Origin of the sequence: Oceanobacter sp. 1_MG-2023, assembly GCF_030689025.1 — a bacterium.
Classification (GTDB): Bacteria; Pseudomonadota; Gammaproteobacteria; order Pseudomonadales; family Oceanobacteraceae; genus Oceanobacter.
On the sequence record NZ_JAUYWA010000001.1, the window covers coordinates 47,147 to 73,416 of the forward strand.

Below are 26,270 nucleotides of genomic sequence, written 5' to 3' on the forward strand. Positions count from 1 at the left end.
GAGTTACACCACAATGGCCTGATGAATCATATGATGGATCATGGCTTTGAGTTTCGCCGGGCGTACCGGCTTGTTCATCAAACGATAGCCCAGTTCCCGCACTTCCTGTTTCAGCACATTGGTGTAATTGGCCGTAATCATCAGCACCGGCGCATCCAGCCCCAGATCGGTACGCATCTGCCGAACCACATCCAGCCCGGTGACGCCATTGTCGAGATGATAATCGGCGAGAATCAAATCAATACCGGCATCCAGCTCTGGTTGTTGCACCAGCAGTTCTTCGTAACTACGCGCGGTGATCACCTCAAAACCCCAGCCACTGAGCAACACCGCCATGGCCTGACAGATCGATGCTTCATTATCAATCACCAGCGCCCGGCGTCCCCGAAATTGCTGATTGCCCAACAAGGCCAATCCCGGTGTGGTTGCCTTGCGGGACAGCTGGCGGCGACCATAAGGCACCAATACCGAAAAACAGGAGCCAAAGCCAAGTCGGGACTGCACCTTGATCGGATGCCCCAGAATACCGGACATTTTATCCACGATCGCCAACCCCAAACCCAACCCCTTGTCCCGCGCCGTGTCTTTCTGGCTGCCGCGATTAAACTCAAGGAATATCTCCTCCAGCTTGTCTTCGGCAATCCCCACACCGGAATCCCAGACCTGTATTTCCAGCCCTTGTGGACGACGGCGACAGCCGAGAGAAATCTTGCCCTCGCGGGTATAACGCACGGAATTGGTCAGGAAGTTACGCAGAATACGGGCTAACAACTGTGAGTCGGTCAGGATCACCGCCGAAGTGGCGACAAACTCAAACGCCAGCCCGGAATCCGCTGCCAGCGTACGATATTCATTGGCCAGATTCCCCAACAGGTCCCCGGCACTGAAAGCCGTAATATCGGGTTTGACGACCCCGGCATCCAGCTTGGAAATATCCACCAGCGCCGCCAGCAGACTTTCGACATCTTCGAGTGAATAATTCAGCGAAAACACCAGTTGCCGGGTACGCTCATCCAGATTGTGTTCCATCAAGGAAGCACAAAACAGCCGCGCAGCATTCATCGGCTGCAACAGGTCATGGCTGGCCGCGGCAAGGAATTTGGTTTTGCTGTGGTTGGCTTTTTCGGCTTCCTGCTTGGCATCCCGCAAGCGATGCTCCATTTGCACCCGCTCTTCGATCTCCTGCAGCAGCTGGCCATTCAGCTCCGTCAGCTCCTTGGTGCGGTCTTCGACCCGTTGCTCCAGATGTTGATAGGCCTGGGTCAGTGCCTCGGAAGTCCGGCGGATTTCAGTAATATCCTGAATCAGCACATAAAACCCCTGCACCTCTCCCTGACTGTCGATTTCCGGCACATAGTTTTTGACCACATGGCGGATTTCGCCATCTGGAGCGGGATCGGTGATTTCAAAATTCACACTGCGCCCACTGAGCGCCCGTTCGATATAAGGCCGCAAGCGCCGCATCTGCTCCGGCTGGATAATCTCTTCCATGCGGCGGCCGAGGATATCTTCGCGCTCATAACCGTACCAGGTTTCATAGGCACGGTTGGAAAACATAATACTGAGGTTCTTGTCGACATACCCGATCAGCGCCGGCACGGTATCGGTGATGACCCGGATACGTTGTTCACTCTCGGCCAAGGCTCTTACCGCCCGGCTGCGTTCGGTGATATCGGTATAGGTATTGACGAACTCACCATCGGGCATCGGATGGGTACGGATTTCCAGCACCCGGCCATCCGACAACACCTGCTCCAGCTGCAGGCAAGGCCTGCCCTGCCCGTCTTTTGACAAGGGGTTGAGGTCATCCACTTCGGTCAGCTGCATCATGCCAGAGAAACTGAAGCCGGACTCCAGCACCGCCTTGCTTAACCCGGTCAGTTCGGCAAAGCGGTGATTCCAGGTTTCCAGGTGCTGGGCCTGATTGACCAGCACCACCCCCTGCGAAAGGTTATCGAGGGTATTTTGCAGGGTACGGGACTTGGTCGCCAACGCCCGTTCGCGCAACGCCCGTTCATTTTCGATCAGCGCGCTGATGTCCTTGTACAACACCACCAGACCGCCATCCCGTGTCGGCCGTTCACTGACATGCACCCAGGCACCGCTACGCATATGGAAGACCTTGCCATCCCCCGGCAAGGCACCATAACCGGTGCTGACCGCTTCACCATAATAACGGTCAATCAAGCGGTAGTGCTGCGACAGTTTATGGATCTGCTGCTGTTCCATACCGGGGGAAATTTCAATACCGGAGCATTGCCAGAACTGGTTGAAACGGGAGTTAGCCAGCACCAGCTTGCGGTCGGCATCGTACAGCACAAAGGCATCGGAAATGCTTTCAATCGCTTGTCGTAACAGATCGTGGGCATTGGTGGCGGCGGCATTGGCCCGTACCAGCTCGACGTTGGTACTTTTAAGGCTGTGCATCGCTTCATTCAGCGCCTCGGTACGTTCACGTACCTGCTCCGCCAGATAGACCGAATGCTTGAAGTTATCGTAGGCACCGTCAGAATTCTCTGGCCCGGCTTCAACCCGGTGCATCAGCGCCTGATTGATTTTTTCCAGCCGCTGGTTTTTGTCTTCAAGTTCGGCCAGGCGCCGCTTGAGTTCATCGACCTCTGCACTCAATAGTCATTTCCTCCCAGTGCCACACCGGTGAACGTCTGGTTCAAATGCATGCCGTTAAACTGTTCCCCATAGGTGTTAAAACCAATCACCTTATGGTGCGCAAACATGGTGGACGCGGTCTCAAGCAAGCCAAGATGCTGCAGCTCCAGCCGCCGAAAAATACAATCATAGCCCAGGATCAACTGCGGCGTGCCGATGCGCTGGCTGATGTCGTCGAATAAACCATCCAGCTGCGCCAGCATGTCATCTGACCGTGAACACGTCAGTACAATGCCAGTATCCACCGCACAATAAAAAGACAGGCTGTTGTCCGGGTTCACTTTCTGAATGGCGCGGGGGTAATAGCGCTCACCGATTTTTACCGACAAGGGGTTCAGGGCAAATATTTGCGGATTCAAAGTCTCCAGCGGAATATTCAATACCCGGGCGTATTCCAGGGCAGCGGGTTCGGCGTTGATCTCAAATACCCGCCGTTCCAGTGGATCGGCATTGGTCACCACCAGCTTGTCATCGGTCGGCAGCAGATGATGAATACTGAAGGCCTCAAAATCAAAGGCGGTATTCACCAGTAACAGAATGGCGGCGTTGGTATGGAAACGGCCGTCATAATACACATGGGTTTTGTTATGGCACATATCATCGGCCGCCGACCCTCCCAGCAAGGGAATACTGCCGAGGTGTGCGTTCAGCAAACGCAGCAAGCGCTCTTCTTCTACCGACAGCCCGTCCAGCAAGGTCAGGGCAAAGGTATTGCCCTTGATGGGCGCAACCTGCTGCTCACGGCAGTGGTCGAGCATCTGGTGAATCAGCCCCTGGGCATCAGCAAAGCTGAAGCGTGCCAGATCGGACATCAGGGCCGACTGGATCGCAAACGATGAAGCCGGAAATCCAATCGCGGTAATACTGCCGCTGCAATACCCCAGCGGCGAGATTTCTCCGGCGGTGGTACAGCCCACCAGGTTAACACCGGAAAAACAATCGCCCAGCGCCTTGGCCAGGGCTTCAAAGTCAAAATCGTTGGAGCAGAAAAACACCACCTGACTCAGCTCGATACCCGCCAGTTCCTGCAATAACTCTTGCGCGGCAACCTCTGGATCCTGGCTGGCTGAACAGGCTGTTTTTATGCCATCGTACTGTTTGGGTTGTAATGCCAGCATCGTTTCCATCTTCCTGCCTCCACACCACTCAGGATATTCTTTCCATAGCGCATGAGTTTACTTAACCGCAAAGGGCAGGAACATGCTACTTCCGACCCGGTGCTTCCTCTGCTGGCACATTCGTTTGGCTGAGTTCACGACTCTGCCCCGATTCACCAGCCCTTGCCATTCAATACTGCCGGACATACTTCATCTGAAAGTACGTCATTTATAACCGTTTTGTTTATAGTCGTTTGTGCATAAGCCGTTTTTTATAGTCGTTTTTTACAGTCGTTTTATCGCCAGCGGCCACTAAACCAGCCACTAAACCAGCGACAAAAAAGGGACAGCCGTAGCCGTCCCTTGTTCCGATTTTTCAGGCAGTGCTTATCTATAAAACACTCAGAAAGTAACAACCGCGCCCAGTGCGACGGTTGTTGTATCCGCCGTAGCGGTCTCGGCTTTATCCCATTCGCCCACCAGCGTCAGATTGCTGTTGATGGAATGGAAAACGGCCAGGGTTTTGTTCTCCAGATCCAGATCAGAACCACCGTCGGTAGTGCCGCCGTCGTTCTTGCCCCTGGACACCACAAAGCGGTTATCACCGTGGGTATAGGATGCTTGCAACAAGGTGCCATCCACTTCTGCGCCATCAGAGGTAACCAGATTACTCAGACCCGCCGCGCCAACGCCTTCAGCGGTAAAGCCGGAAGCAGTCAGGGCCAGCCCCGCCACCTTGACATTCAGACCGTAAGACACGCCGCTGGAAGTCAGTTTGGTACCGGCTTCTTTCGATTCCTGGTTCATATAACCCACCCAGGCTTTGGCGGTAGCGCCATCAAAGTCCATATCGTAGGTTGCTTCGGCTTCGATACGGGGACGGCTTTCTTCCGATGCCGTTGAACGCTTGGCCGGGTCCATCAGACCCACAGCCAGGTTAAAGCCTCCCATGGCCGGCATGCGGTAGGTAATCTGGGAGTTCGGGAAAGGATACAGATAGCCGGTACCAATATTACCGAAAGATACGTTGTTGCCATCGTCAGTGGTGGTGATGGTCTGACCAAAGCCCAGCAACATTTCATCGCCAAAAATATTGGCGCGGTTAAACAGTGCGAAATCCTTACCCATCAGAATCTGGCCAAAATCACCATCGACTGTGGCATAGAACTGCCGCACATCAATCATGGAATCGGTCAGATTGGAGTTACCATCGTTGATGGTGACCCAGAAAGAAGAACGGCCGCCCATGGTCAGGCCATCCACTTCTTTACTGAAATTAAAACCGATCACATTGGGTAAAAAGCCCATTTTGACACGGGACTGGGATACATCATTGGTACCGTCAGCACTGCTATCACTGTTGACATAAAAGGTATTGAACAAACCATCCACAGAAAAGGTGGTCGCCTCCTGGTCGTACAGCGTGATAGCGGCAGACGCCTGTGCGCTGATAGCTACCGCCGCTGCCATTGGCAGCAACTTGAAGATTTTATTATTTTTCATTTTGTATGGCCCTGATAGTGTTGTTTTTGTCGTACAGGGTCAGGGTCCTGCGTTTTCTGCGGCGCTGTTGGCTACCGTACAGAAAAAAGATGGTTCAGGCCGGTCAGGCCCGAACCATCTTAAACAGGAACACTCTGAAGCGGTGCAGGACTCTCGCCCTGAACAACGTTGGCCACTATCCGTTGTCTGTATCGTTACCGCTATCATCCCTTTAACGACAATCACGCCCTCTTTGGTTGCACTTCATTGGTGCACAGAAATCCCGATTCTAAAGTCGCGACACCTAAAACCTTAGTATTAGAAATACGCCGCGCCGCGACCCAGCGCGTAGGCCATGGTGCCCTCGTTCCACACCATATGCCCCACGCCATATAAGGCTTTAGTAGGTCATTATCAGGCCCCAAAGAAGCATTGAGCCTGTCGCCCTGCTGCCTAGGATGGGGGGATTGTCATAAAAATAATAATCGAGGAATTCTTATGCGACCCTGGTACGCACACGTTCTGTTGTGGGCCTGCTTGTGCAGTCTCGCCAACTGGCCAGCCACCAGCACGGCCAATGAACCAGTGGATCATTCGGCAGCACCAACCGCCATCCATGATTTGATCCAGCAGCTGTTTCCCAAAGCCACCCGTATTGAAGCCAAACAGCAAGACTACCCGGTTTACCCGGTCTATCAGCTGAATGAACTGTTGGGTTACGCCTACGAATCTGCCGACCTTGTTGATTTGCCAGGTTTTTCCGGCCGACCGATCCGGTTGTTGATCGGCCTGGGTGCCACTGGGCAATTCACCGGCATCCATATCCTCGAACATCACGAACCGGTTTTTCTACACGGTCTGGGGCAGGAGCCGCTGTTCCGGTTTATCAACCAGTACGAAGGCCGTTCACTGACAGAGCATATCGTTATCGACAGCAACAAGGCCGGTGGTAATGCCACCGACGGCGTGGTCTATTTTGATGGCGTCTCCAAAGCCACGGTATCGGTCATTATCGTCAACGATACGGTGTTATCGTCGGCGCTCAAGGTCGCCCGGCACAAGCTGGAAGGTTTTGCCCAGGCTGCGGCCACCCAGCCGATCATGGACAAATATGAACCACTGAACTGGCAAGAAATGCTCGACCGGGGCTACATCGGCTATTGGCGTCTGGATCAGGCAGATGCCGAACGGGCATTAGGCACCGACCTTGGCAGCTACCCTTCCCTAAGTGATGCGGAAGAAGACGAAGCCTTTACCGAACTCTGGTACGCCTATATCAACGCCCCCTCTGTTGGCCGCAACCTGCTGGGTGATGAAGGTTTTGCCCAGCTGCAGGCATCCCTCAAGCCGGGCCAACAAGTGCTGGCGGTTATGTCACGAGGACTGTTTACCCATGTACCGGCTGATTTCCGCCCCGGTACCGTACCCGGCCGCCTGGCGCTCCAGCAAAGCCAGTTGGCGGTCGAAATGCGTGATATGGACGCGCTCGATCGCAATATCCAGCTGGTCGCCGATGGCATTCCATCCTTTACCCAGGCCAACCTGTTTCAGGTCGGTGGCAACGCCGGTTTTAACCCCGGAGCCGAATCCGCCCTGATACTGAACATGGAGATGCCCCGCAACCACCTGATCACCGACCGGGCACATTTTGAGATTCCGGTAACCTTGCCCGCTGAACTGTTTGAGCAGGTTGAAATAGAAACCACCACCCGGGCACCACTCTGGGTCGGCCTGTGGAAAGATCGCTGGCTGTCAATCACGCTGCTGACCATCAGCCTGATTCTGTTAACCATCCTGTTCAGCTGGCAGCGGTATTTCACCCGCTTCCCCCGTGCGATGCATGTTTTTCGCTGGGGGTTTCTGGTGTATACCGTCGCCTATCTCGGTTTTTATGCCCAGGGGCAGCTGTCAGTCGTCAATATCTATACCCTGCTGCTGAACCTGTACGACGGCTTTAACCTTGGTATCTTCCTGCTCGACCCGGTGATTTTTATTCTGTGGAGCTACACCTTTGTCAGTCTGTTTATCTGGGGACGCGGGCTGTTCTGTGGCTGGCTTTGCCCCTTTGGGGCCTTGCAGGAAATGGCCTCAGCACTGGCCAAACGGCTGGGCATTCGTCAACGGCGTATCCCTGAACCCCTGCACCACAAGCTGATTCTGATCAAGTACCCGATTCTGGCCGGACTGGTCGCAACCGCGTTTTATTCCCTGACGCTGGCGGAACAACTGGCTGAAGTTGAACCCTTCAAAACCAGTATCACCCTCTATTTTTATCGCGCCTGGCCCTTTGTGCTGTACGCCGTCGCCTTACTGGTGGCCAGTATGTTTGTGCACAAATTCTACTGCCGTTATATATGCCCACTCGGTGCCGGTCTGGCCATTATTGGCAAACTGCGCCGCCTGAGCATGCTCGACCGTGTGGATATGTGTGGCACGCCGTGCCAGATGTGTAAACGCCGTTGCGAAATCAACGCCATTCGCAAGGATGGGGAAATCGACTACGACGAGTGCATCCAATGCCTGGAATGCGTCGTGATTCTGCGCGACGACACCCAGTGTGTAGACAGCATCAGTGCGCGAAAAAAGGAGCAGCGGCAAGCCAAGGCCAGGTTACTGGCAACCGATGCGGCACAATAACAACACCAGCAAGCACAACCTGTTGCGACCAGAATGATCGCAACAGGTTACGCACACCAAGGACAGCACGTGCAAGGACAGCCTGGCCAGTTACAGTAACCAGAACACTTCGCCATCATAATGATAGCTCTGGCATTCACTGCTGATGACATTACCGTTGTAACTGATGTTGGCGGTGGAGTCGCTGACGCCCGTAAAACGATTGTCAGACAGATTGATTTGCGCGGTCAGGGTATTGTCTATGGTGAAGAGTTCGTTCATATACACACGATAATCGGCACTGAGCTGGATAAGATTGCCAGACTGGCTGACAGACTGAGGGTCCGGCATTTGCCAGTAACCCCAGTGGTCACCGACAAAATGGCCAGCATCCAGCTCAATGACAAAAGGGGCGTAATCGTAACCAAGACTCATCGGGTGACTGTCGTCATCACAGTCCGTGATCATAATGTCTGAGAACACCAGAGCCAGATGCTCGGTACTGCTCATATCCAACAGGTGACGGCTGACATCAGACAGCGTCAGCTGATAGTCAACCTGGCCTTCGTCATAGCTATCATCGTCTTCATCCTCGTAAGTCACATTGGGATAAATGGCAATACGGTATGTCAAGCCAGCACTGACCGGAAATATAATCACCTGATTACCACTCCACTCAAATGACAAGTCACCTGCTGGTTGAGCGTTATATTCCACCACCTCAAGTGCTATATCGCCAGAACTGCCTTGTAGAAACTCACTATGCAGGATCACACTGATATAACCGCTGGCCGGGGCGGTATAAAGATAGTAATGATGGTCCGGTTCATCGTAGTCAATTTCTTCATCATAAATGATCGAAGCTTGTACCAGGGTATTGTGTGCAAGCTCCGTATTCTCACCATCGTAACTGGCGCTGCTCAAGGTCGGGTTGGTATCTTCCAGCAGCGGGGTGATACCGGAAGAATCGCCACCATCACCGCTTGAGCCACCACTACTGCCAGTGCCAGAAGAACCGCCACAAGCGCTGAGCAGCAAAGAAAAAACAACAGCCGTAAACCGTAGACGTGCTTTCATACAACAGACTCCTTATCAGGGTATTTCTGTTGTCAACGCAGTCGCTCAATATTGGTTGACACTTGCTGGCTCTAACATACCTATCCAGAAGTATCTTTGTGATGGAGTCGACAATATTCTATATTGGACAATCGTACCCGTGCAGGACAGTGGTGAGGACAGTGGTGGCCGCCGCTGTTGCCACAGTCTGTCTCTTTGGCGGGTAATTAACTGTCAGACGTTCTGGAAAAATAATGACAATAGCCACTGCGCAACAGCAAGAATCTACCGCCCGACTAACCCCTTGGCACTAGATACCTAACGCTATCGTAGCCTTTACCTCAGGTAAGGAACCGGTTTACTGTCTTCCATTATTACAAGAATAATGACGCACTCTGCGCATACGCTTCGGGACCCTCTATTTATGTCTGATTCCATTTCCAATCTGAGAAAGTTTGTTGCCCCGGAGATTATCTTTGGCGTCGGAGCCCGCAAAACCGTAGGTAACTTCGCCCGGAATTTTGGCGCCCAGCGGGTATTGATCGTCACCGACCCCGGTGTAATCGCCTCCGGGTGGGTCGCCGATGTACAAAACAGCCTGCAGGAAATGGACATTGATTACCGGGTTTTCTCCGCCGTCAGTCCCAACCCCAGAACCGAAGAAGTCATGGCCGGAGCCGCCTTCTATAATGAAGAAGGCTGCAACCTGATTGTCGCCGTGGGCGGCGGCAGCCCGATGGACTGCGCCAAGGGCATTGGCATAGTCTCGGTCAACCGCCAGCATATTCTCACTTTTGAAGGAGTCGACCGCATTCATTCGCCGATTCCGCCGCTGATTTTTATTCCGACCACCGCAGGCACTTCGGCAGACGTTTCCCAGTTTGCCATTATTTCCGACCAGAACAGCCGCATGAAAATCTCCATCATCAGCAAGGCAGTGGTACCGGATGTTTCCCTCATCGACCCGGAAACCACGCTGACGATGACGCCCTTTTTAACCGCCTGCACTGGCATCGACGCCATGGTGCATGCCATCGAAGCATTTGTATCCACCGCCAGCGGCCCACTCACCGATACGAATGCCCTGGAAGCCATCCGCCTGGTGGCCGGCAACCTGCCCGCGCTGGTCGACAACCCTACCGATATTGCCCTGCGCGAACAGCTGATGCTGGCGTCACTCAAAGCCGGGCTGGCGTTTTCCAACGCCATTCTGGGGGCCGTACATGCCATGTCCCACAGCCTCGGCGGTTATCTCGATTTACCGCATGGTCTCTGCAACGCCATTCTGGTCGAACGAGTGATAGACTATAATTACAGCCATGCAGAAGATCGCTTCCGGGTGATTGCCGAAACCCTGGGCATCCAGACCAAAGGCCGGACCAGTACCGAAATACGCCGCCAGTTGGTCGACAACATCAGCCAGCTCAAGGCCAGAGTGGGTCTGACCCAGAACCTGGGGCAATCCGGCGTGCGGTTGGCCGATATTCCGGAACTGTCTGGCAAAGCACTGACCGACCCCTGCATTCTGACCAACCCCAGAAAATCCAGCAAACGAGATGTAGAGGTGGTCTATGAGGAAGCGTTATGACCCAGCCTCTGACGTGAACAACGAGCCGCAAAACAGCAACGAGCACAATGCAGAAGACCAGGCCCTGGTACAAAACCTGATTGGCCTTGGAGCCTTCTCGGCGCGCAAAAGCTACTACCCGGAATTGCTGCAAAAGATTGATGAGCTGGAAAGCGAAAAAGAACGCTATCAATGGCTGTTCGAAAACGCCCTGCACGGCATCTTCCAGGCCAGAGCCAGTGGCGGTATCAGTGGTGCCAACCCGGCCATCGCCCGTATGTGTGGCTATCGGGATGCCACCGAATTCCGCTACTCCGTCACCTCCTTGCGCCACGACCTGTTCCACGACCCGCAAGACCTGGACACACTGATGCAACAGGTGAATCAGCTCGGTCGCCAGCAATCATTCGAAACCCGCTTCAAGCGCAAACTGGGCATGGAACCAGTCGCGGTGTCGATCAACGTGCTGCTGAAAGACCCGCAACAGGGCCTGATCGAAGTCTTCGTGCATGATATTACCGAACGCAAACGCGCCCAGGCCGCCATGGCCCGTATCAATAACGAGCTGGAACAGCGTGTCGAAGTCCGCACCCGGGAACTACAGGCCGCCAAGCAGGAAGCCGAAGCCGCCAACGCCAGCAAAGACAAATACCTTGCCGCCGCCAGCCACGACCTGTTGCAGCCAATGAACGCTGCCCGCCTGCTGGTTGCCACATTGCAAGAACGCACACTGGATAACGACAACCGGGTTCTGGTTGAACGTATTCACACCGCCCTGACCGGTGCCGAAGAACTGCTGGCCGACCTGCTGGATATTTCCCGCCTCGATGCCAATGCCGTAACCCCCGATCATGAAGAGTTTGCCGTCAACGACCTGCTCAAAACCCTGTACAGCGAATTCCAGACCCAGGCCCATCAGGCCAATCTCGAATTGCATATGGTACCCAGCAGCCTGCGTATCCGCAGCGACCCGCGCTTATTAATGCGCATCCTGCGCAACTTCGTCAGCAATGCCATTCGCTATACCCCCACCGGGCGGGTACTGATAGGTTGTCGCCGCCGTGGCGACCAGCTGCAACTGATGATTTGTGACTCCGGGCCGGGGATTGCCGAACACCAGCGTACAGAGATTTTTCGGGAATTCCGCCAGCTCGACAACGCCAACCAGGGGCGCAGCAAAGGCGTTGGCCTCGGCCTCGCCATTGTTGAACGTATCGCCCGAATGATGGATCACCCGGTGGCCATTCATTCACGGGTTGGGATTGGCAGCTGTTTCTCCGTCACCGTGCCACAGGCAAGTGTTGATGACCCACAAGGCCGCCACTCCGCCAATCGTGCCGACACCGTGCCGGAAGGTCTGGCCGCCAGTGCTCGTCTTAATCGGGTGCGGGTACTGGTGATCGATAACGAGGAAACCATTCGTCTCAGTATGAAAAGCCTGTTGCAGGCCTGGGGGTGTAACGTGATTACCGCCAGTAATGGCGAAGTCGCCCAGGATGCCTGGCACAACTTCTGTCCGGATATTGTACTGGCGGACTATCATCTGGATCACGATGAAACCGGCACCGGCGTGATACGCACTCTGGCAGCCGCCGACAGCAACGTTATGGCAACTCCCCTGATCGTTATTACCGCTGACCGCAGCGATACCGTGCGTCAGGAAATCACCCGACTGGGAGCCACCCGTCTGAACAAGCCGGTCAAACCGGCCAAGCTCCGCGCCCTGATGGCCTATTTACTGGAACAATAACCCGAAAAACCCGTAAACCCGGAGCAAACACGTCAGGCCCCTTGTCTGGCGTGCCTTACGAACCAGCCAGATATTGCCCCAGAGCCGTCTGGATGCCCGTTGTCAGCGTTGCCAGATCGTCATTGCTCATCACAAATGGCGGCATCACATAAACACAATCGGCAAACGGCCGCACCCAGATCCCCTGCGCTACACACAAGGGCTGCAGTTCTGCCACATTGGCCGACTGCTCCAGCTGCACCACACCAATCGCTCCAAGCACCCGGACATCACGAATACCGGCCTGGCCTCGCAACGGCGACAAGCCCTGCTCCAACTGCTGTTCGATACGCTGTACCTGAGCCTGCCAATCCGAATCCAGCAACAAGTCGATGCTTTCACAAGCCACCCGGCATGCCAGCGGATTCCCCATAAAGGTCGGGCCGTGCATAAAACAGCCAGCTTCTCCCTGGCTGATGGTAGTGGCAATTTCGGTGGTTGCCAGTGTGGCAGACAGCGTCATATAACCACCGGTCAGAGCCTTGCCCACACACAGGATATCTGGCGAAATAGCGGCATGTTCACAGGCAAACAGCTTGCCGGTACGGCCAAACCCCGTGGCGATTTCATCGGCAATCAACAGCACATCAAACTCATCACACAAACGTCGGGCGGCGCGCAAATAGTCGGGATGATAAAAACGCATCCCCCCCGCCCCCTGCACAACAGGCTCCAGAATCAGCGCGGCCAGCTCCTGGTGACAGCTCTCCAGCTTCTGGCGCAACCCGGCAATGTCCGCCGCCAGTACCGATGCATCTTGCGGCTGGTCAGCCTTGGGGTAAACAGCCTGCGGTTCAGGGACAAAGTGCTGGGCCGTCAGGACTCCGGCAAACAGATGGTGCATTCCCCGACGTGGGTCACACACCGACATCGCCCCCATGGTATCGCCATGATAACCACGCTCCAGCGCCAGCAGTCGTTGCTTGGCCGGTTTTCCCCGCGCCTGCTGGTACTGGATGGCCATTTTCATGGCCACTTCAACCGCCACCGAGCCGGAATCGGCCAGAAAGACCTTGTCCAGCCCCGCTGGTGTCAGGGCCACCAGCCGCCGCCCCAGCTCAATCGCCGGGCCATGGGTCAGACCGCCAAACATCACATGGGACATGTTCTCCAGCTGCTCGGTGGCAGCCTGATTCAGACGCGGGTGATTGTAACCATGTACCGCACACCACCAGGAGGCCATGCCATCGATCAGCTCGCGACCATCGCTCAGGCGTAACCGTACACCACTGGCAGAAGCCACCTGCCATACCGGAGCCGGGGTGGTCATCGAACTGTAGGGGTGCCATAAATGCTGGTGGTCAAATTCGGTATCGCTTAACGCCGGGTTTGACCAGGGTTTGGCGCTGGAGTGGTCATGGCCTGTCATCATCTGCTCTCACTGAAATCAATGACAGAAAGGTTAACGGATTTCAGCCATTAACTCCGCTACAACCCGATAACAGATCGATTCAACGGCGTGATTTCCTCTTTTGAGCTAAACAGTCGGAGCCAGCCTCACCATTAGTAAACCAAACCGGGCTGACCGTATTGACCTGTTCTGTCACCGTCTTATTGTCAAGCAACCCAATACTGCCTTTTAATCGCCACCTGACCGCCACCTCATCAACAGGTTAATCCGCTCCCATGCCCAATTCCTGCTCCACGCCCTGGCAACGTCGTCTCAATCACGCCAGTCAACAGCGCCGCCAACTCGACCAATGGCGTCAGCGTTCAACCCTCAATAGCCAGCAAGGGCCAGTGGTTCAACGCAATGGGCAGCCGCTGATCAATTTTTGCAGCAATGATTATCTTGGGCTGGCGATGGGTGGTGCCAACGCCCTGGCGCAAAGCGCCCAGCGCTGGGGCCTGGGAAGCGGCTCGTCACATCTGGTATGTGGCCATTCCAGCGCCCACGACGAACTGGAACGAGCGCTGGCCAGGCACACTGGCTATCCGGCCGCGTTGCTGTTTTCCACCGGCTATATGGCCAATGTCGGCTGCATCAATGCCCTGACCCAACGTGGCGACCTGATTCTGCAAGACAAGCTGAACCATGCTTCACTGATCGATGGGGCGTTACTCAGCCGCGCCGATTTTCTGCGTTACCGCCATCTGGATTACGATCAGCTGCAACAACGGCTGATACAGCGCCAACCGCTGATGCAACAAGCGCAACAAGAGATAGCAAAACAACCACTGACACTGGTGGTCAGCGACAGTATTTTCAGCATGGATGGCGACCTCGCCGATGTCGCCCGGCTCAGCCAGATTTGCCAGCAGCAACAGGCCTTGTTGATGGTTGATGACGCTCACGGACTGGGGATTATTGGCAAACAAGGTGCCGGGGTGCGTTCGGCCTTTGATCTCAGCAGCGAACAACTGCCGGTGTACATAGGCACATTGGGTAAAGCTCTTGGCGGCTTTGGTGCCTTTGTCGCCGGTGATCAGGCACTGATCGATTATCTGGTGCAGTTTGCTCGCCCCTATATTTACACGACCGCGTTACCGCCAGCGGTGGCCGAAGCCATGCTGTCGAACCTCGAACGCCTGCAAGACGATAGCTTGCGACACACATTACACCAGCATATTGGCTATTTTCGCCAACGTGCCAGCCAGCTCGGGCTCGCCCTGATGCCGTCAGAATCCCCGATTCAACCCTTGATGATTGGCGACGAAGCCAGCGCCATGGCCATCAGTACCGAACTGCAGCAGCGTGGCCTATGGGTAACAGCCATTCGACCACCGACCGTTCCCAATGGCAGCAGCCGTCTACGTATCACCCTGACTGCAGCCCATACCACCGCCCAGATTGACCAGTTACTGACAGCACTGGATGAGCTGATACCAGAGTCACTGCGCCTCCCCGCAGCCGACATCCGGTCATCAGACCCTCAGGGAGAGACATTGTGAACCCGGCCGATATCTGGCAACCACTGGCCGCCGCCCATTCACAATCCAGTGCGGATACCGGCCCCGTATGGTACTGGCTCCCCGGCTGGGGATTCAAAGCCACCGTATTTGAGCCATTACTGAGTCGGTTGCCCGGTGTGCACCTGGGCCTCGACTATCCGGTGTTTTATCAACAACTGACCCGGTTCAACAGCACACCGGTATGCAGCGATGCCACTCGCCTGCTGCAACAATCCGCGACGGCCGATGCGATCTGGGTCGGCTGGTCGTTGGGCGGCGCACTGGCCCATGCCGCATTAAGCCAACCGTCGGCCCAGCAAACCAAACCGGCCATCAGCGCACGGGCATTGTGCACCATGGCCACGGGCCATCATTTCTTGAGCCAGCCAACAGCCCCGCAGCAGGGTATGGATGCCGCGGCCTTTACCGGCTTCCGCAACAGCCTTGAGCGCTTCCCGGCCAAAACCCTGAAACGCTTCCTGGCGTTATGTTGCCAGGGAGCGGAGCAAGCGCGCAGTAATATGACCACCCTTGCCAACGCCCAACTCGACAGCACCCAGGCCGCACTGCTCGCCACCTCGCTGGACTGGTTAACCCAATATCAGCTGGACGATGCACAGCTCGACAAGCAGCAACCCGGCATGCCCCGACTGGCCTGTTACAGCCAGCAGGATGCCTTACGCCCAGCCGGATTAACCTCCAGCCACGGCTTGCTGGCGGAGGCCGGCCAGAGCCACGCACTGCTGGTGGAAGAAACGACGATTCCTTCCCTGCAAAACGCCCTGCTCCAACTGCTTGATCACAGCGCTGGAACACCACAATGAAGCCACCCCTGATGCGTAATAAACGCCAGGTCAGCCAGCAGTTCAGCCGCGCCGCCAATAGCTATGACCAGGCCGCCACGGTGCAGCAATGGGCACAACAGCAATTAATGCACTACCTGCAACAACAGCAACCGGAAGGCCTGCACGGACACTGGCTTGATATCGGTTGTGGTACCGGTACCGCCTTTGAGCCGCTGTCGACTCTGGGGGCCGAGCATATTACCGCGATCGATATGGCCGCAGGCATGCTGACGGTTGCCCGCCAGCGACCGCTTTACCCCCATGCCGCAGCCACTGGTGAGCTGACTTCCCGCACCCTGCTACTGGCCGATGCAGACCAACTCCCGCTGCCTGACGGCCGTTACCGGAATACCGCCGCGAATGCCAGCACCGATGCAAGCCAGCAGCCCCCTTGTGGTGCCATCTCCAGCCTGATGCTGCAATGGAGCGAACACCCGCAGCAGACCCTGACCGAGTGGTATCGGGTACTGGCACCGGGGGCCACGCTGGCCATCGCCACACTGTTACCCGGCACCCACGCCGAAATTGCCGCCACCTGGCAACACATTGATCATTTCCGCCATATCAATCACTTTACCAGTGACACAGAGCTGGCCAGGGCGCTATTACAGGCCGGTTTTATTATTCAGCAACAACGCCAGAGCTGTTATCAGGAGCATTACCCGGACACTCTCAGCCTGTTAAAAGCGTTAAAAGCCATTGGTGCCACCAACGTCAACAGTGACCGTCGCCCTGGTCTGGGCGGTCGCCAGCTCATTCGCTTGTTTGACCAGTACTACCCCAAAGCGGCCAACGGCCAGTGTCCCCTGAGTTACCAACTGGGCTGGATACTGGCCACCAAACCCGATCACGGATAACCCCATGACCCATACGACTCCCCCTTCCGCCACCGGGCCAGCCCTGCCTCCGCGCCGCCTTTTTATTACCGGCACCGACACCGATGTGGGTAAAACGCTGGTATCTGCCGCCTTGCTGGCTGCCGCGACCAGAGCCGGTTATCGCACTTTTGGGCTGAAACCCGTTGCCGCGGGATGCACATGGATGGCCAGCCCGGACCAACCGCAGCAACCACAATGGTGTAATGACGATGCGCTGCTGTTACAGCGTTTCAGTAGCGTCGAGCAGCCCTATACCAGTCATAACCCGGTTGCCTTCCAGGCTGCCATAGCCCCTCATATTGCTGCCCGCCAGGAACAGCGGCCACTACATCTGGATCAGCTGACCCAGGCCTGTATAAACTCTCTCGACAGTGCCGGAGCCAATTTTGAATTGATCGAAGGTGCCGGAGGTTGGCTGGTGCCGATCAACACCAGCCATTCACTCGCGGATCTCGCCGTTGCCATCGACCGCAGCGCTGACCGTCAGCCACTGGAAGTGATTCTGGTGGTGGGTTTACGGCTGGGTTGTATCAACCATGCCTTACTCAGTGTTGAAGCCATTCGCGCCCGGGGCCTGACGCTCACAGGCTGGATAGCCAACAGCCTGAATCCCTCCATGGTGGTGGAGCAGGATAATCTCGACTATCTAACCGAGGTACTGAGCCAGCAATGTATCCCCTTGCTGGGCCATGTGCCTTACCAGAGCACTCTGGCCAGTCCAGATGATCTTTCAATCCAGCAGGCTGTCGATACCAAAGCCGAAGCCGCAGTGATGGCCAGCCAGTCACTGGCTGCCATGTTCCGGGAATAACCACCAGCCTGCTACACAAGACCGGCGTCCGGCATCATCTCCCCCTGGATCAGGTGATGCCGCCAACGCAATGCCGTGAAAGTCAACAAATGTAAAAGATCTCACAAATCGGTCGGATTCTTGCCAGCATGCTGACCATCCAACACTATGTTGTCGTATATTAGCCACATAATACGGGTGTAATAGCTACTTGGCCTGACTAACAGCCTGACCAATAGCCTGGCTGATAGCCTGAGCAGTTCTGCCATCCAAAGACAGAATCGACGGCTTAATCCCTATAACAATTCCCAATAGCAACCAATAGAAGGACTCTTGATGAATATCATTAGCAAACAACTTATGGCCATCTCTCTTGCCTCTGCCTGTACTTTCAGTGCAGTCGCACACGGCAACGACGAAGTTGAAGACGCCATTGAATACCGCCAGGCAGTATTCCACCTGGTCGCTGCGCATTTTGGTCAAATGGGTGACATGATCAAAGGCAAAAAAGACTTTGACGCCGTGGAATTCCAATACCGCGCCAACAGCCTGGATGCACTGTCAAAAATGCCGATGGAAGGTTTTACCGTACCTGGCTCAGATAAAGGCGATACCAAAGCCAAACCGGCAGTCTGGGAAAAACCGGCACTGTTCGAAGAAAAAATGACCAAGTTCCAGAAAGACTCAAGCGCATTGGCAAAAGCAGCACAATCCGGCGACATGGACACTATCAAGCCTGTCTTTATGGAAGCAGCCAAAAACTGCAAAAGCTGCCACACCGACTTTAAAAACCGCTAGTAGCTGATTCCGGGCCTGACCACGTCAGGCCGGTATGACTCAACCCGCCGACATGGCCAAACCCTGTGTCGTCGGGGACTGCGGCGGGGACTGCCCTGTTACCCGCCGCTCTGTTACATCAACATCTCACCAATATCACATCAACTTTCTGTCGACTTACCAAATCCACCAGCTGCCCACAATCAGACGGTTACTCACCACCCACAACAGCAAAAATACCACCCAGGCACGCCATGCAGGTACCAGAGTCGGTGCTTCGGCTGCGCTCAAATCGTTCCGTTTGCCGATAATCATGGCCTGCACCAGAGGCTCACCACGCCATTGATGAAACACCACCGCAGCAACATGCAAAACCACCAGCACAACAATCAGATCAAAATTCAGATGATGCCATTGGGTCAACAGTGTCGCGGTATCTGCAGAGACCATCTCAACCAGAGGTCCTTCGGTAAAAATTTCATCCGTTGCAAAGAGTCCACTGCCCCATTGCGCAGCAATCAACAGCATCAGCGCCACCACCATCAAGGCACCCAGCGGATTATGTCCGGCATGCCGTGGCATTTCCTTGCCGGTCAGCATAGTGCGGGAAAAACGGATCACAGCTTGCGGCCCCGGCACAAACTGGCTGAAACGGGCATTGGAAGAACCAAACAATCCCCACCCCAACCGCGTGATCCAGAGCGCCACCAGACACGATGCCAGGCTCATATGCCAGCCCATTTCACCTTCTTCTGCGGTCCACCAACATCCCGCCAGTAACATCACCTGCAACCAGTGATACCCACGAACAAAACTGTCCCAAACCTTCATAATCACCTTTCTCCTGTCACACCCTGTACTGTATTGCCACAATGGACTGCGGTCAGTTGTACTATCATGTTATGAAATACCGGCTCTTGCACAACACAAGAGCGCTGATTGCTATCTTGATTTGACAGATTTATCCATAATCATGGCCCTGCTGTTGCCCATAACCTGTCAATGACTGGCATAATAAACCTTATGCATGTTGAATGCTGATCGGCAATACAGGCGATCTGGCAACATGCTGATATTTTAAATGTACTGATCAAGGTTACGACATGAGGATTTTCATGAGAACAATCGTCTCGGCAAGCTGCCTTTTACTGCTGACTGCCTGTAGCCATCAATCATATATTCCGTTTACCCAAGAGTTACGTTACAGCGAAGGCTTTAATAACGCCGACCTGCAACAACTGCAGTATTATGTTTGTCCGCCCTTCCGGGCTGAACGCCAGTTCAGAATGGTCGAAAAAAACATATCCAGCGGCAAACTGATTCGTCGTCAAGGACAACTGGTGCATGAAGTGGTAGTACCATCCTGGACTCCCGGCGTTGCTGTTCAGGTCGACGAGAACTTTATGGCGGTCAGCTTTGAAGAAGGTACAGCCCTTACCTTTGGTGTCGAGCAAGGTGTTGCTCAGGGAGATTACACCTCGCTTGGGCGTAATAAAGACAATCACTTCCAGGTGTATTACGACGGTGAGTGGTACTACACCGTGGATAATCAGGCCACAGAATGTGAAGGCCAGCTCTATTCGCAACCACGGTTATGGATAGACGCCGATTCCCTGAAAGAAAAGACCACCGAACGCAAGGTTCTTCAAGGTCGCCGTATCGAATAACACGTTAGGGGTGGCACTGGCTCTTGCCGTGACGATGCCTGGTTATTGTTTTGCCTGAATAACCTGGCGTCGTCACCAGAACCGGCTTTTGCTTTTCTTTGGTTCTGGTTCTGGTTCTGGTTCTGGTATCAATCTTTTTATTACCGCTGGTTTTCTTTCTGCTGTTTTTTCTGTTGTTTTTTTCTGCTGGTTTTTCCCCGCTGTTACTGTTCAGCCCAGCCCGTCGGCATCAGCCCCCAATAACTGCTGATAAAACGCATATTCCCGTTGCAATACCATCGCCCGGTTTTTTTGCTGGCGAAAACCATGGCCTTCCCCCTTGAACAACACATAATCGGTAATGACCGAGCGCGCTTGCAAAGCCTCAAACAACTGCCGCGTCTGCGGCGGCGGAACAACACGATCCTGCTGTCCCTGAAAAAAGATCACCGGCAGCCGAAAGTGATCCAACCGGAAAATCGGTGAACGCTGGCGATAACGCTGTGCATCCATAACCGGGTCGCCGATCAACCAATGCAGATAGCGGGATTCAAATTTGTGCGTGTGGGCATTTAACAGAGCCAGATCGCTGATTCCATACAGACTGGCACCGCCTCCGATGCCAGCCGCTGCGGCACGGTCATCCGACAAGACCCGCAACACGGTATAGCCACCGGCACTGTTGCCCCGCACCAGTATTCTGCCCGGGTGTGCCCAGCCCTGAGCCTGGGCGTACTGACAGGCCAACAGCACATCGTCCACGTCTGTCAGCCCCCACTGACCGGCCAAGGCCTGTCGATAACGACGACCAAACCCACTGCTGCCGCGATAATTCAGCATCAGCAGACCATAACCACGATCACACCAAAACTGCTTTTGTGGATCAAAGCTGCTGTCCGCCATGGCCGTTGGCCCACCATGCAACTGGATAATCAAGCCCGGTTGATACGCGTTACCGGATACGTCGGTTGCAGCGGTTGGAGGGTAATACCAGCCAAACAGCGTTTGCTCCGCTGCCGCGGGAGCCGGGATCATGCACCGCTGCGGGCGCGTCAGCGTTTGCGGCATTGGGCCGATATCCAGACGGATAAGGCCTTCAGCGGTTCGATCCTCACCAGCAACAGACAAGTCCCAGCTCACCAGTTGCGTGGGAGAATCCCAGCACTCCCGCAAGGCGTAATAGCGGCCGCTGTGGGTATTCCAGCACAGGCTGTGGTAACGGGCCGTTGCCTTGTGATCCGGTGATAAGAGGGATTCAAAAACACCGCTGCGACGGTTGAGCCAACCGATGCCAGCCTCTCCTTGTTGGAAAAAGCTGGCCACCACCCCATCGGCTCCTGCCACCCAGTGACGTAACCCCAGTTGCCATTGCGCCGTTGCAAATTCAGCCGCCTGGGCATGTACCACTTCGGCGACAGGAGGTGCTGTAAGAGATGTTGCAGGAGATGCCACAGAGGGCGCACAAAGATAACGGTATAAGTTCCAATAGGATTCATCCTCGGGCTTGCCAGACAGCGCAACGTCACCGGGCTGATCCGACACCGCCCACAACTCATCCCCCAGAAAACCCGGCTGGCACAAGGAAACCTCGGCCTGTTGCGGATTGGCGACCGTCTCGACCGCCAGCAAGGCACCGGCGTTGTCCAGTTCGCCCCGTTGTAACGTGGTCGACAACCAGGGCTGATGAGGGTGATTCCAGCACAGCCAGGCCAGATAACGGCCATCGGGTGCAGGCGTCGGGCTGGCATAAAAGTCCCAGCCTTCCGCCAGCAGATGCCGCTCAGCCCGTACTGGCTGACCCGGCAGCGTGACCAATGCCAGCGCCACCAGACGATTGACCGGTTCTTGCGTGGTGCTCGAATGCGCCTCCTCAACCGCCAGCACCCGCTGGTGAAGCTCATCCCACACCAGGTCGCCATAGCGGCAGCCCGGCTGCACAAACAACCGCTGCGGAACCGGCACAGCCTGCAAATCCCCGGTCAGCGTAACCAGGTACAAGCCCTGATCGGTTTCATTCACAAAGATCAGCCCATTGGCAAACAAACACCAGCTGCCACCGCCATATTCATGCACCCGGCTACGGGCAGACATCCCTGCCGGGCTGACCACCACAGGAACTAACGGCTGTTCGTCCAGCGCAGCAACCAGCACCTGATTGGTGGCTGTTGCCGGATCAAACTCAAGCCAGCCCAGCCAGCTGCCGGCGCTGCGCAGTTCCGCCCATTGCTTGCCCTGGGCAGCAGCCTGTTGGGCACTGATGGCCGTCATCATCCGCGGGCAATAATATCGACAGCCGCCTGCTGGTTGCGTTTATTACGCGCCAGCAACGGTGACGACGGCGCGACGCCAGCCGCCAACTGCTCCGCCTCGGTACGGGCGGCCACGATCTTGCCGTGGTGCGCCGACTTGCTGCAAACCGGATCGGCATTGGCAGCATCACCAGTAAGCTTGAAAGCCTGACAGCGGCAACCACCAAAATCTTTCTCTTTTTCGTCGCAGGAGCGGCACGGCTCCTTCATCCATTCATAACCCCGAAAATGGTTAAAACCGGTCGAGCGATACCAGATATCCGCCAGCGCTTCATCCTTGACGTTCGGAAACTGTATGGGCAATTCACGGGCGCTGTGACACGGCAATGCCGTACCGTCCGGAGCAATGGTCAGAAAAATATTTCCCCAGCCATTCATACAGCCCTTGGGGCGCTCTTCGTAATAATCCGGGGTGACAAAAATCAGCTTCGGGCCACGGCCATCCAGTTGATCCCGATATTGATTGGTAATGGCTTCAGCCTTGATCAGCTGCGCCTTGGTGGGCAACAAGTGCGCACGATTAATAAAAGCCCAGCCGTAATACTGGGCAATGGCCAGCTCGACAAAGTCGGCCTGCAACTCGATCGACAGCTCGATGATTTTGTCGATCTGCTCAATATTGTCGCGATGGATCACAAAGTTCAGCACCATCGGGTAGCCCTGGGCTTTCACCTCCCGCGCCATGGCCAACTTCTGGGCAAAGGCTTTCTGACTCCCGGCGAGTTGATTGTTCAACTCTTCGGTACTGGCCTGAAAACTGACCTGGATATGATCCAGCCCGGCATCACGAAAATCCGACACCCGGCGATCATCCATCCCCAGACCCGAGGTAATCAGGTTGGTGTAATAGCCCATCTGGCGGGCTTCACGAATCAGCACTTCCAGATCTCGCCGCAGCAACGGCTCGCCACCAGAAAAGCCCAGTTGCGCCGCTCCCATTTTGCGGCCCTGCTCAAACACACTGAGCCACTGGTCGGTGGTGAGTTCGGTGCCACTGCCACTCAGATCAAGCGGGTTGGAGCAATAACTGCACTGCAACGGGCATTTATAGGTCAGCTCGGCCAGCAGCCAGAAAGGGCGGCCCGCAGCGTGGGGGTTATCCGCCGATGGCTGAATAACCGGGCTAGTCAAAGGTGATCCAGTTGTGCTCATGGGCAACTCCCAGAAATTCGATAATATCAGCGCCCAGATCACCGGCTTCCGGGAATTTCTGTTCCAGCGCCGCAATAATATCAGCCCCGGAACGGGTGCCATCCACCAGCGCCATGATTTCTCCAGCACTGCCATTCAGTTGCACCATACCTTCCGGGTACAACAACACATGGGATTGCTGGCTTTCTTCCCATTGCATCCGGTACAGGCGGTTCATAACCGGTATTTGCTCTGCCCTGATCATCGGTACGCCCCTTTGTGATAACGCACCGGATTGCCCATGCCATCGGCTTCGATATTGTGATACGGCGCGCGCTGGTAATCGTAAGCCATGGTCATCGCATCCAGCATGGTCCAGAGAATATCGAGTTTGAACTGCAGGATATCCAGCGCCTGCTGCTGCTGCTGCTGAGTGACAAAATGATCCAGCGTGACCCGCAAGCCATGCTCAACATCACGGCGGGCTTCGCTCAACCGCCCCCGGAAATACTGCAAGCCTTGAGCATCAATCCAGGGGTAATTCTGTGGCCAGGTATCCAGCCGCGACTGATGGATTTCCGGCGCAAACATTTCGGTCAGCGAAGAACAGGCCGCTTCTTCCCAGCTGGCCCGCCGGGCAAAATTGACATAGGCATCCACCGCAAAACGGACACCCGGCAACACCAGCTCTTGCGACAACATGGTCTCGCGATCAATACCCACCGCTTCGCCAAGCATCAACCAGGCTTCGATCCCGCCATGGGCACCGTCAAAACCATCGTGATCCAGAATCCGTTGCACCCACATGCGGCGCTCATCCCGGTCGCGACAGTTGGCCAGAATATTGGCGTCTTTCACCGGAATATTGATCTGATAATAAAAACGATTGGCGACCCAGCCACGAATTTGCGCTTCGTTGCATTCGCCGTGATGCATCGCCTGATGATAAGGGTGGTGAATATGATAAAGCGCCCCTTTGGCACGCAGGCGTTGTTCAAATTCTTCGCGGGACCAGGGCTGCTTGTTGCTGTGTTCTGTCATGGTATGTCTCCACCTCAGGGAGGTTACTGGTTGGGGATATTGTTATTGTTCTGCGCTTCCCCTACTCACCGGATTTTTACCGCTTGCCGGTGGATATTCTTCTTTTAATGTTCTTTTTATATGTTCTGTTGTAAATATTCTGTTTTTCTTTTGATTCACGCTCTTTTAACAGCTAACAGCAGTTAGATGTCGATTTCCATACCGTCCCAGGAGATCTCAACCCCCTGTTCCTCAACAATGGCGCGCTCGGCGGATTCTTCATTCAGGATCGGATTGGTGTTGTTGATATGAATCAGCACTTTACGCTTGTCCGGGTACTGGGCCAGTACATCCAGCATGCCGCCGTCCCCGGACTGCGCCAGATGCCCCATCATTTGCCCGGTCGACTGACTCAGACCCATATTGATCATTTCATCATCCGTCCACAGCGTGCCGTCCACCAGCAGACAGTCGGCTTGCGCCATCCAGGGCAACAGATGATCTTCAATCACCCCCAACCCCGGAGCATAAAACAGCTTGCCGCCGGTGAGAGTATCCTCAATAAACACCCCGATATTATCCCCCGGCATCGGATTACCACGGCGGGGAGAATACGGCGGAGCATTACTATCAAGCGGCATGGCAGTGATTTTCAAAGCTTCCATACCAGGAATGGAGAACGAACGGCCATCCAGCGGAATATCATGATGCCGCGGGCCACCGTTCCATTTTTTCAACATGGTAAACAAGGGAAACCCCGTGCTCAGATCCTCATGCACCGGAGCCGTGGTGTACACGTCGAGCGGCAGACCTTCCCGCAGCATCAGCAAGCCGGTGGAATGATCGATCTGGGCATCCATCAGCACAATGGCATGAATCCCGGTATCGCGATCCTGACGAGCCGGTTGTAATGGCGCAAACGAGGCCAGCTGGGCACGAATATCCGGCGACGTATTGAATAACAGCCAGCGTTCACCATCCGCAGACACACAAATAGAAGACTGGGTACGGGCGGTCGCCTTGATCGTGCCATCCCGATAACCCTTGCAGTTAACGCAATTACAGTTCCACTGCGGGAAACCGCCACCGGCAGCAGAGCCGAGAACATGAATTTTCATGAGTAAGCCTGTTTATTGTTTTTGTTAGAAACGCACCGCGCATTGTTACCGAGGCTATCGCAGCATTAAAAATGCCCGAAAAAATGCCCGAAAAAAATGCCCGAAAAAAATGCCCGAAATAGCAACTACCCCGGGCACTTTCAGCCCGCAGCGTACTCGGGCAATCAGGAGTAAACTCCCGTCTTCCAGAGCGTTACCGCTCCGGCAGACATTAGCGGTGGCTGAAGTACATGGTTACTTCGAAGCCGATACGCAGGTCGTTGTAGGCTGGTTTAGTCCACATAGTTGTTTCCTCTTATTGTTATGAAACAGGATTATTCCTGCTCCCTGAACAGCTTCCCAAAGGTGTTTGGTGTTCACCAGAGCACCTTGGGTCTATGGATACACACCGGAGGTCGTACACCCCCTGAATGGGGAATTCCGATGATGGCCACCACCAGCCTTGCAGCACACCGGCACAACGGCCAGTGACCCTTACTGATGATAGAGTCAGTGTCGGCCACCTGCCGGACAGAAAAAAGTCTACTTTAGCGCTCTGAATATAGGCCCAAAGTATTGGTTTTTGACATGCTAAAGATCCCCACAAGAAC

General features: G+C 55.1%; 21 protein-coding genes. 9 read left to right on the plus strand and 12 right to left on the minus strand.

Translation table 11 applies throughout. From position 1 onward, the window contains the following. Positions 1–3 precede the first annotated feature (3 nt). The 3 genes from Q8W22_RS00190 to Q8W22_RS00200 all read right to left on the minus strand — a co-directional run bounded on the left by Q8W22_RS00190 (position 4) and on the right by Q8W22_RS00200 (position 5,267). Entirely contained in the window at positions 4–2,628 is a 2,625-nt protein-coding gene (locus Q8W22_RS00190) for a NahK/ErcS family hybrid sensor histidine kinase/response regulator (RefSeq protein ID WP_303434301.1), read from the minus strand. After that, entirely contained in the window at positions 2,625–3,794 is a 1,170-nt protein-coding gene (nosP, locus tag Q8W22_RS00195; protein WP_305451296.1) for a nitric oxide-sensing protein NosP, read from the minus strand. Before nosP ends, Q8W22_RS00190 begins: the two co-directional genes overlap by 4 nt. Positions 3,795–4,166: 372 nt before the next feature. After that, the gene (locus Q8W22_RS00200; protein WP_305451297.1) at positions 4,167–5,267 is read right to left on the minus strand and encodes a porin; all 1,101 of its coding nucleotides are present in this window, start codon (positions 5,265–5,267) and stop codon (positions 4,167–4,169) included. A gap of 477 nt (positions 5,268–5,744) precedes the next feature. Between Q8W22_RS00200 and Q8W22_RS00205 the strand changes: the two genes are divergently transcribed. After that, positions 5,745–7,883 (plus strand): 4Fe-4S binding protein, encoded by a 2,139-nt coding sequence (locus tag Q8W22_RS00205; protein ID WP_305451299.1) that lies wholly within the window; start codon positions 5,745–5,747, stop codon positions 7,881–7,883. Positions 7,884–7,973: 90 nt separating this feature from the next. Here the strand turns inward: Q8W22_RS00205 and Q8W22_RS00210 are convergent, their stop codons facing one another. Next, positions 7,974–8,939: a hypothetical protein gene (locus Q8W22_RS00210; RefSeq protein WP_305451300.1), complete on the minus strand. Its 966-nt coding sequence runs from the start codon at positions 8,937–8,939 to the stop codon at positions 7,974–7,976. A 403-nt stretch (positions 8,940–9,342) separates the two neighbouring features. Between Q8W22_RS00210 and ercA the strand changes: the two genes are divergently transcribed. Both ercA and Q8W22_RS00220 read left to right on the plus strand, forming a co-directional pair. Then, positions 9,343–10,506, plus strand: a complete 1,164-nt coding sequence (gene ercA / locus Q8W22_RS00215; RefSeq protein ID WP_303433980.1) for an alcohol dehydrogenase-like regulatory protein ErcA — start codon at positions 9,343–9,345, stop codon at positions 10,504–10,506. Then, complete coding sequence (locus tag Q8W22_RS00220; RefSeq protein WP_305414867.1) at positions 10,490–12,235, plus strand: NahK/ErcS family hybrid sensor histidine kinase/response regulator; 1,746 nt, start codon at positions 10,490–10,492, stop codon at positions 12,233–12,235. The genes ercA and Q8W22_RS00220 overlap by 17 nt, the downstream gene beginning before the upstream one ends. Positions 12,236–12,290: 55 nt before the next feature. Here the strand turns inward: Q8W22_RS00220 and bioA are convergent, their stop codons facing one another. Beyond that, positions 12,291–13,646 (minus strand): adenosylmethionine--8-amino-7-oxononanoate transaminase, encoded by a 1,356-nt coding sequence (gene bioA, locus Q8W22_RS00225; RefSeq protein WP_370694154.1) that lies wholly within the window; start codon positions 13,644–13,646, stop codon positions 12,291–12,293. A gap of 254 nt (positions 13,647–13,900) precedes the next feature. Here bioA and bioF point away from each other — a divergent pair, with 254 nt between their 5' ends. The 5 genes from bioF (at position 13,901) to Q8W22_RS00250 (ending at position 18,477) form a co-directional block, all read left to right on the plus strand. After that, on the plus strand, positions 13,901–15,166 hold the full coding sequence (gene bioF, locus Q8W22_RS00230) for an 8-amino-7-oxononanoate synthase (RefSeq protein ID WP_305451301.1): 1,266 nt from the start codon (positions 13,901–13,903) through the stop codon (positions 15,164–15,166). Continuing rightward, the gene (locus Q8W22_RS00235) at positions 15,163–15,990 is read left to right on the plus strand and encodes a hypothetical protein (RefSeq protein ID WP_305451302.1); all 828 of its coding nucleotides are present in this window, start codon (positions 15,163–15,165) and stop codon (positions 15,988–15,990) included. The genes bioF and Q8W22_RS00235 overlap by 4 nt, the downstream gene beginning before the upstream one ends. Then, entirely contained in the window at positions 15,987–16,868 is an 882-nt protein-coding gene (locus tag Q8W22_RS00240; RefSeq protein WP_303433984.1) for a methyltransferase domain-containing protein, read from the plus strand. The genes Q8W22_RS00235 and Q8W22_RS00240 overlap by 4 nt, the downstream gene beginning before the upstream one ends. A gap of 4 nt (positions 16,869–16,872) precedes the next feature. Next, complete coding sequence (gene bioD, locus Q8W22_RS00245; protein WP_305451303.1) at positions 16,873–17,700, plus strand: dethiobiotin synthase; 828 nt, start codon at positions 16,873–16,875, stop codon at positions 17,698–17,700. A gap of 315 nt (positions 17,701–18,015) precedes the next feature. Next, positions 18,016–18,477, plus strand: a complete 462-nt coding sequence (locus Q8W22_RS00250) for a cytochrome c (protein WP_303433986.1) — start codon at positions 18,016–18,018, stop codon at positions 18,475–18,477. 156 nt (positions 18,478–18,633) lie between these two features. Here Q8W22_RS00250 and Q8W22_RS00255 read toward each other — a convergent pair whose 3' ends face one another. Next, positions 18,634–19,287: a cytochrome b/b6 domain-containing protein gene (locus Q8W22_RS00255; protein ID WP_305451304.1), complete on the minus strand. Its 654-nt coding sequence runs from the start codon at positions 19,285–19,287 to the stop codon at positions 18,634–18,636. A 284-nt stretch (positions 19,288–19,571) separates the two neighbouring features. Here Q8W22_RS00255 and Q8W22_RS00260 point away from each other — a divergent pair, with 284 nt between their 5' ends. Continuing rightward, positions 19,572–20,123, plus strand: a complete 552-nt coding sequence (locus tag Q8W22_RS00260) for a hypothetical protein (protein WP_303433988.1) — start codon at positions 19,572–19,574, stop codon at positions 20,121–20,123. 210 nt (positions 20,124–20,333) lie between these two features. Here Q8W22_RS00260 and Q8W22_RS00265 read toward each other — a convergent pair whose 3' ends face one another. The 6 genes from Q8W22_RS00265 to pqqA form a co-directional block, all read right to left on the minus strand. Then, positions 20,334–22,373: a S9 family peptidase gene (locus Q8W22_RS00265; RefSeq protein WP_305451305.1), complete on the minus strand. Its 2,040-nt coding sequence runs from the start codon at positions 22,371–22,373 to the stop codon at positions 20,334–20,336. Continuing rightward, entirely contained in the window at positions 22,370–23,563 is a 1,194-nt protein-coding gene (gene pqqE / locus Q8W22_RS00270) for a pyrroloquinoline quinone biosynthesis protein PqqE (protein WP_303433990.1), read from the minus strand. The genes Q8W22_RS00265 and pqqE overlap by 4 nt, the downstream gene beginning before the upstream one ends. Then, positions 23,535–23,780: a pyrroloquinoline quinone biosynthesis peptide chaperone PqqD gene (gene pqqD, locus Q8W22_RS00275; protein ID WP_303433991.1), complete on the minus strand. Its 246-nt coding sequence runs from the start codon at positions 23,778–23,780 to the stop codon at positions 23,535–23,537. The genes pqqE and pqqD overlap by 29 nt, the downstream gene beginning before the upstream one ends. A 23-nt stretch (positions 23,781–23,803) precedes the next feature. Then, a complete protein-coding gene (gene pqqC, locus Q8W22_RS00280; protein WP_305451307.1) occupies positions 23,804–24,583 on the minus strand; it encodes a pyrroloquinoline-quinone synthase PqqC in 780 nt (259 codons plus the stop codon). Positions 24,584–24,765: 182 nt separating this feature from the next. Continuing rightward, the gene (pqqB, locus tag Q8W22_RS00285; RefSeq protein WP_305451308.1) at positions 24,766–25,680 is read right to left on the minus strand and encodes a pyrroloquinoline quinone biosynthesis protein PqqB; all 915 of its coding nucleotides are present in this window, start codon (positions 25,678–25,680) and stop codon (positions 24,766–24,768) included. A 211-nt stretch (positions 25,681–25,891) separates the two neighbouring features. Continuing rightward, complete coding sequence (pqqA, locus tag Q8W22_RS00290) at positions 25,892–25,963, minus strand: pyrroloquinoline quinone precursor peptide PqqA (protein ID WP_283171941.1); 72 nt, start codon at positions 25,961–25,963, stop codon at positions 25,892–25,894. Positions 25,964–26,270 lie beyond the last annotated feature (307 nt).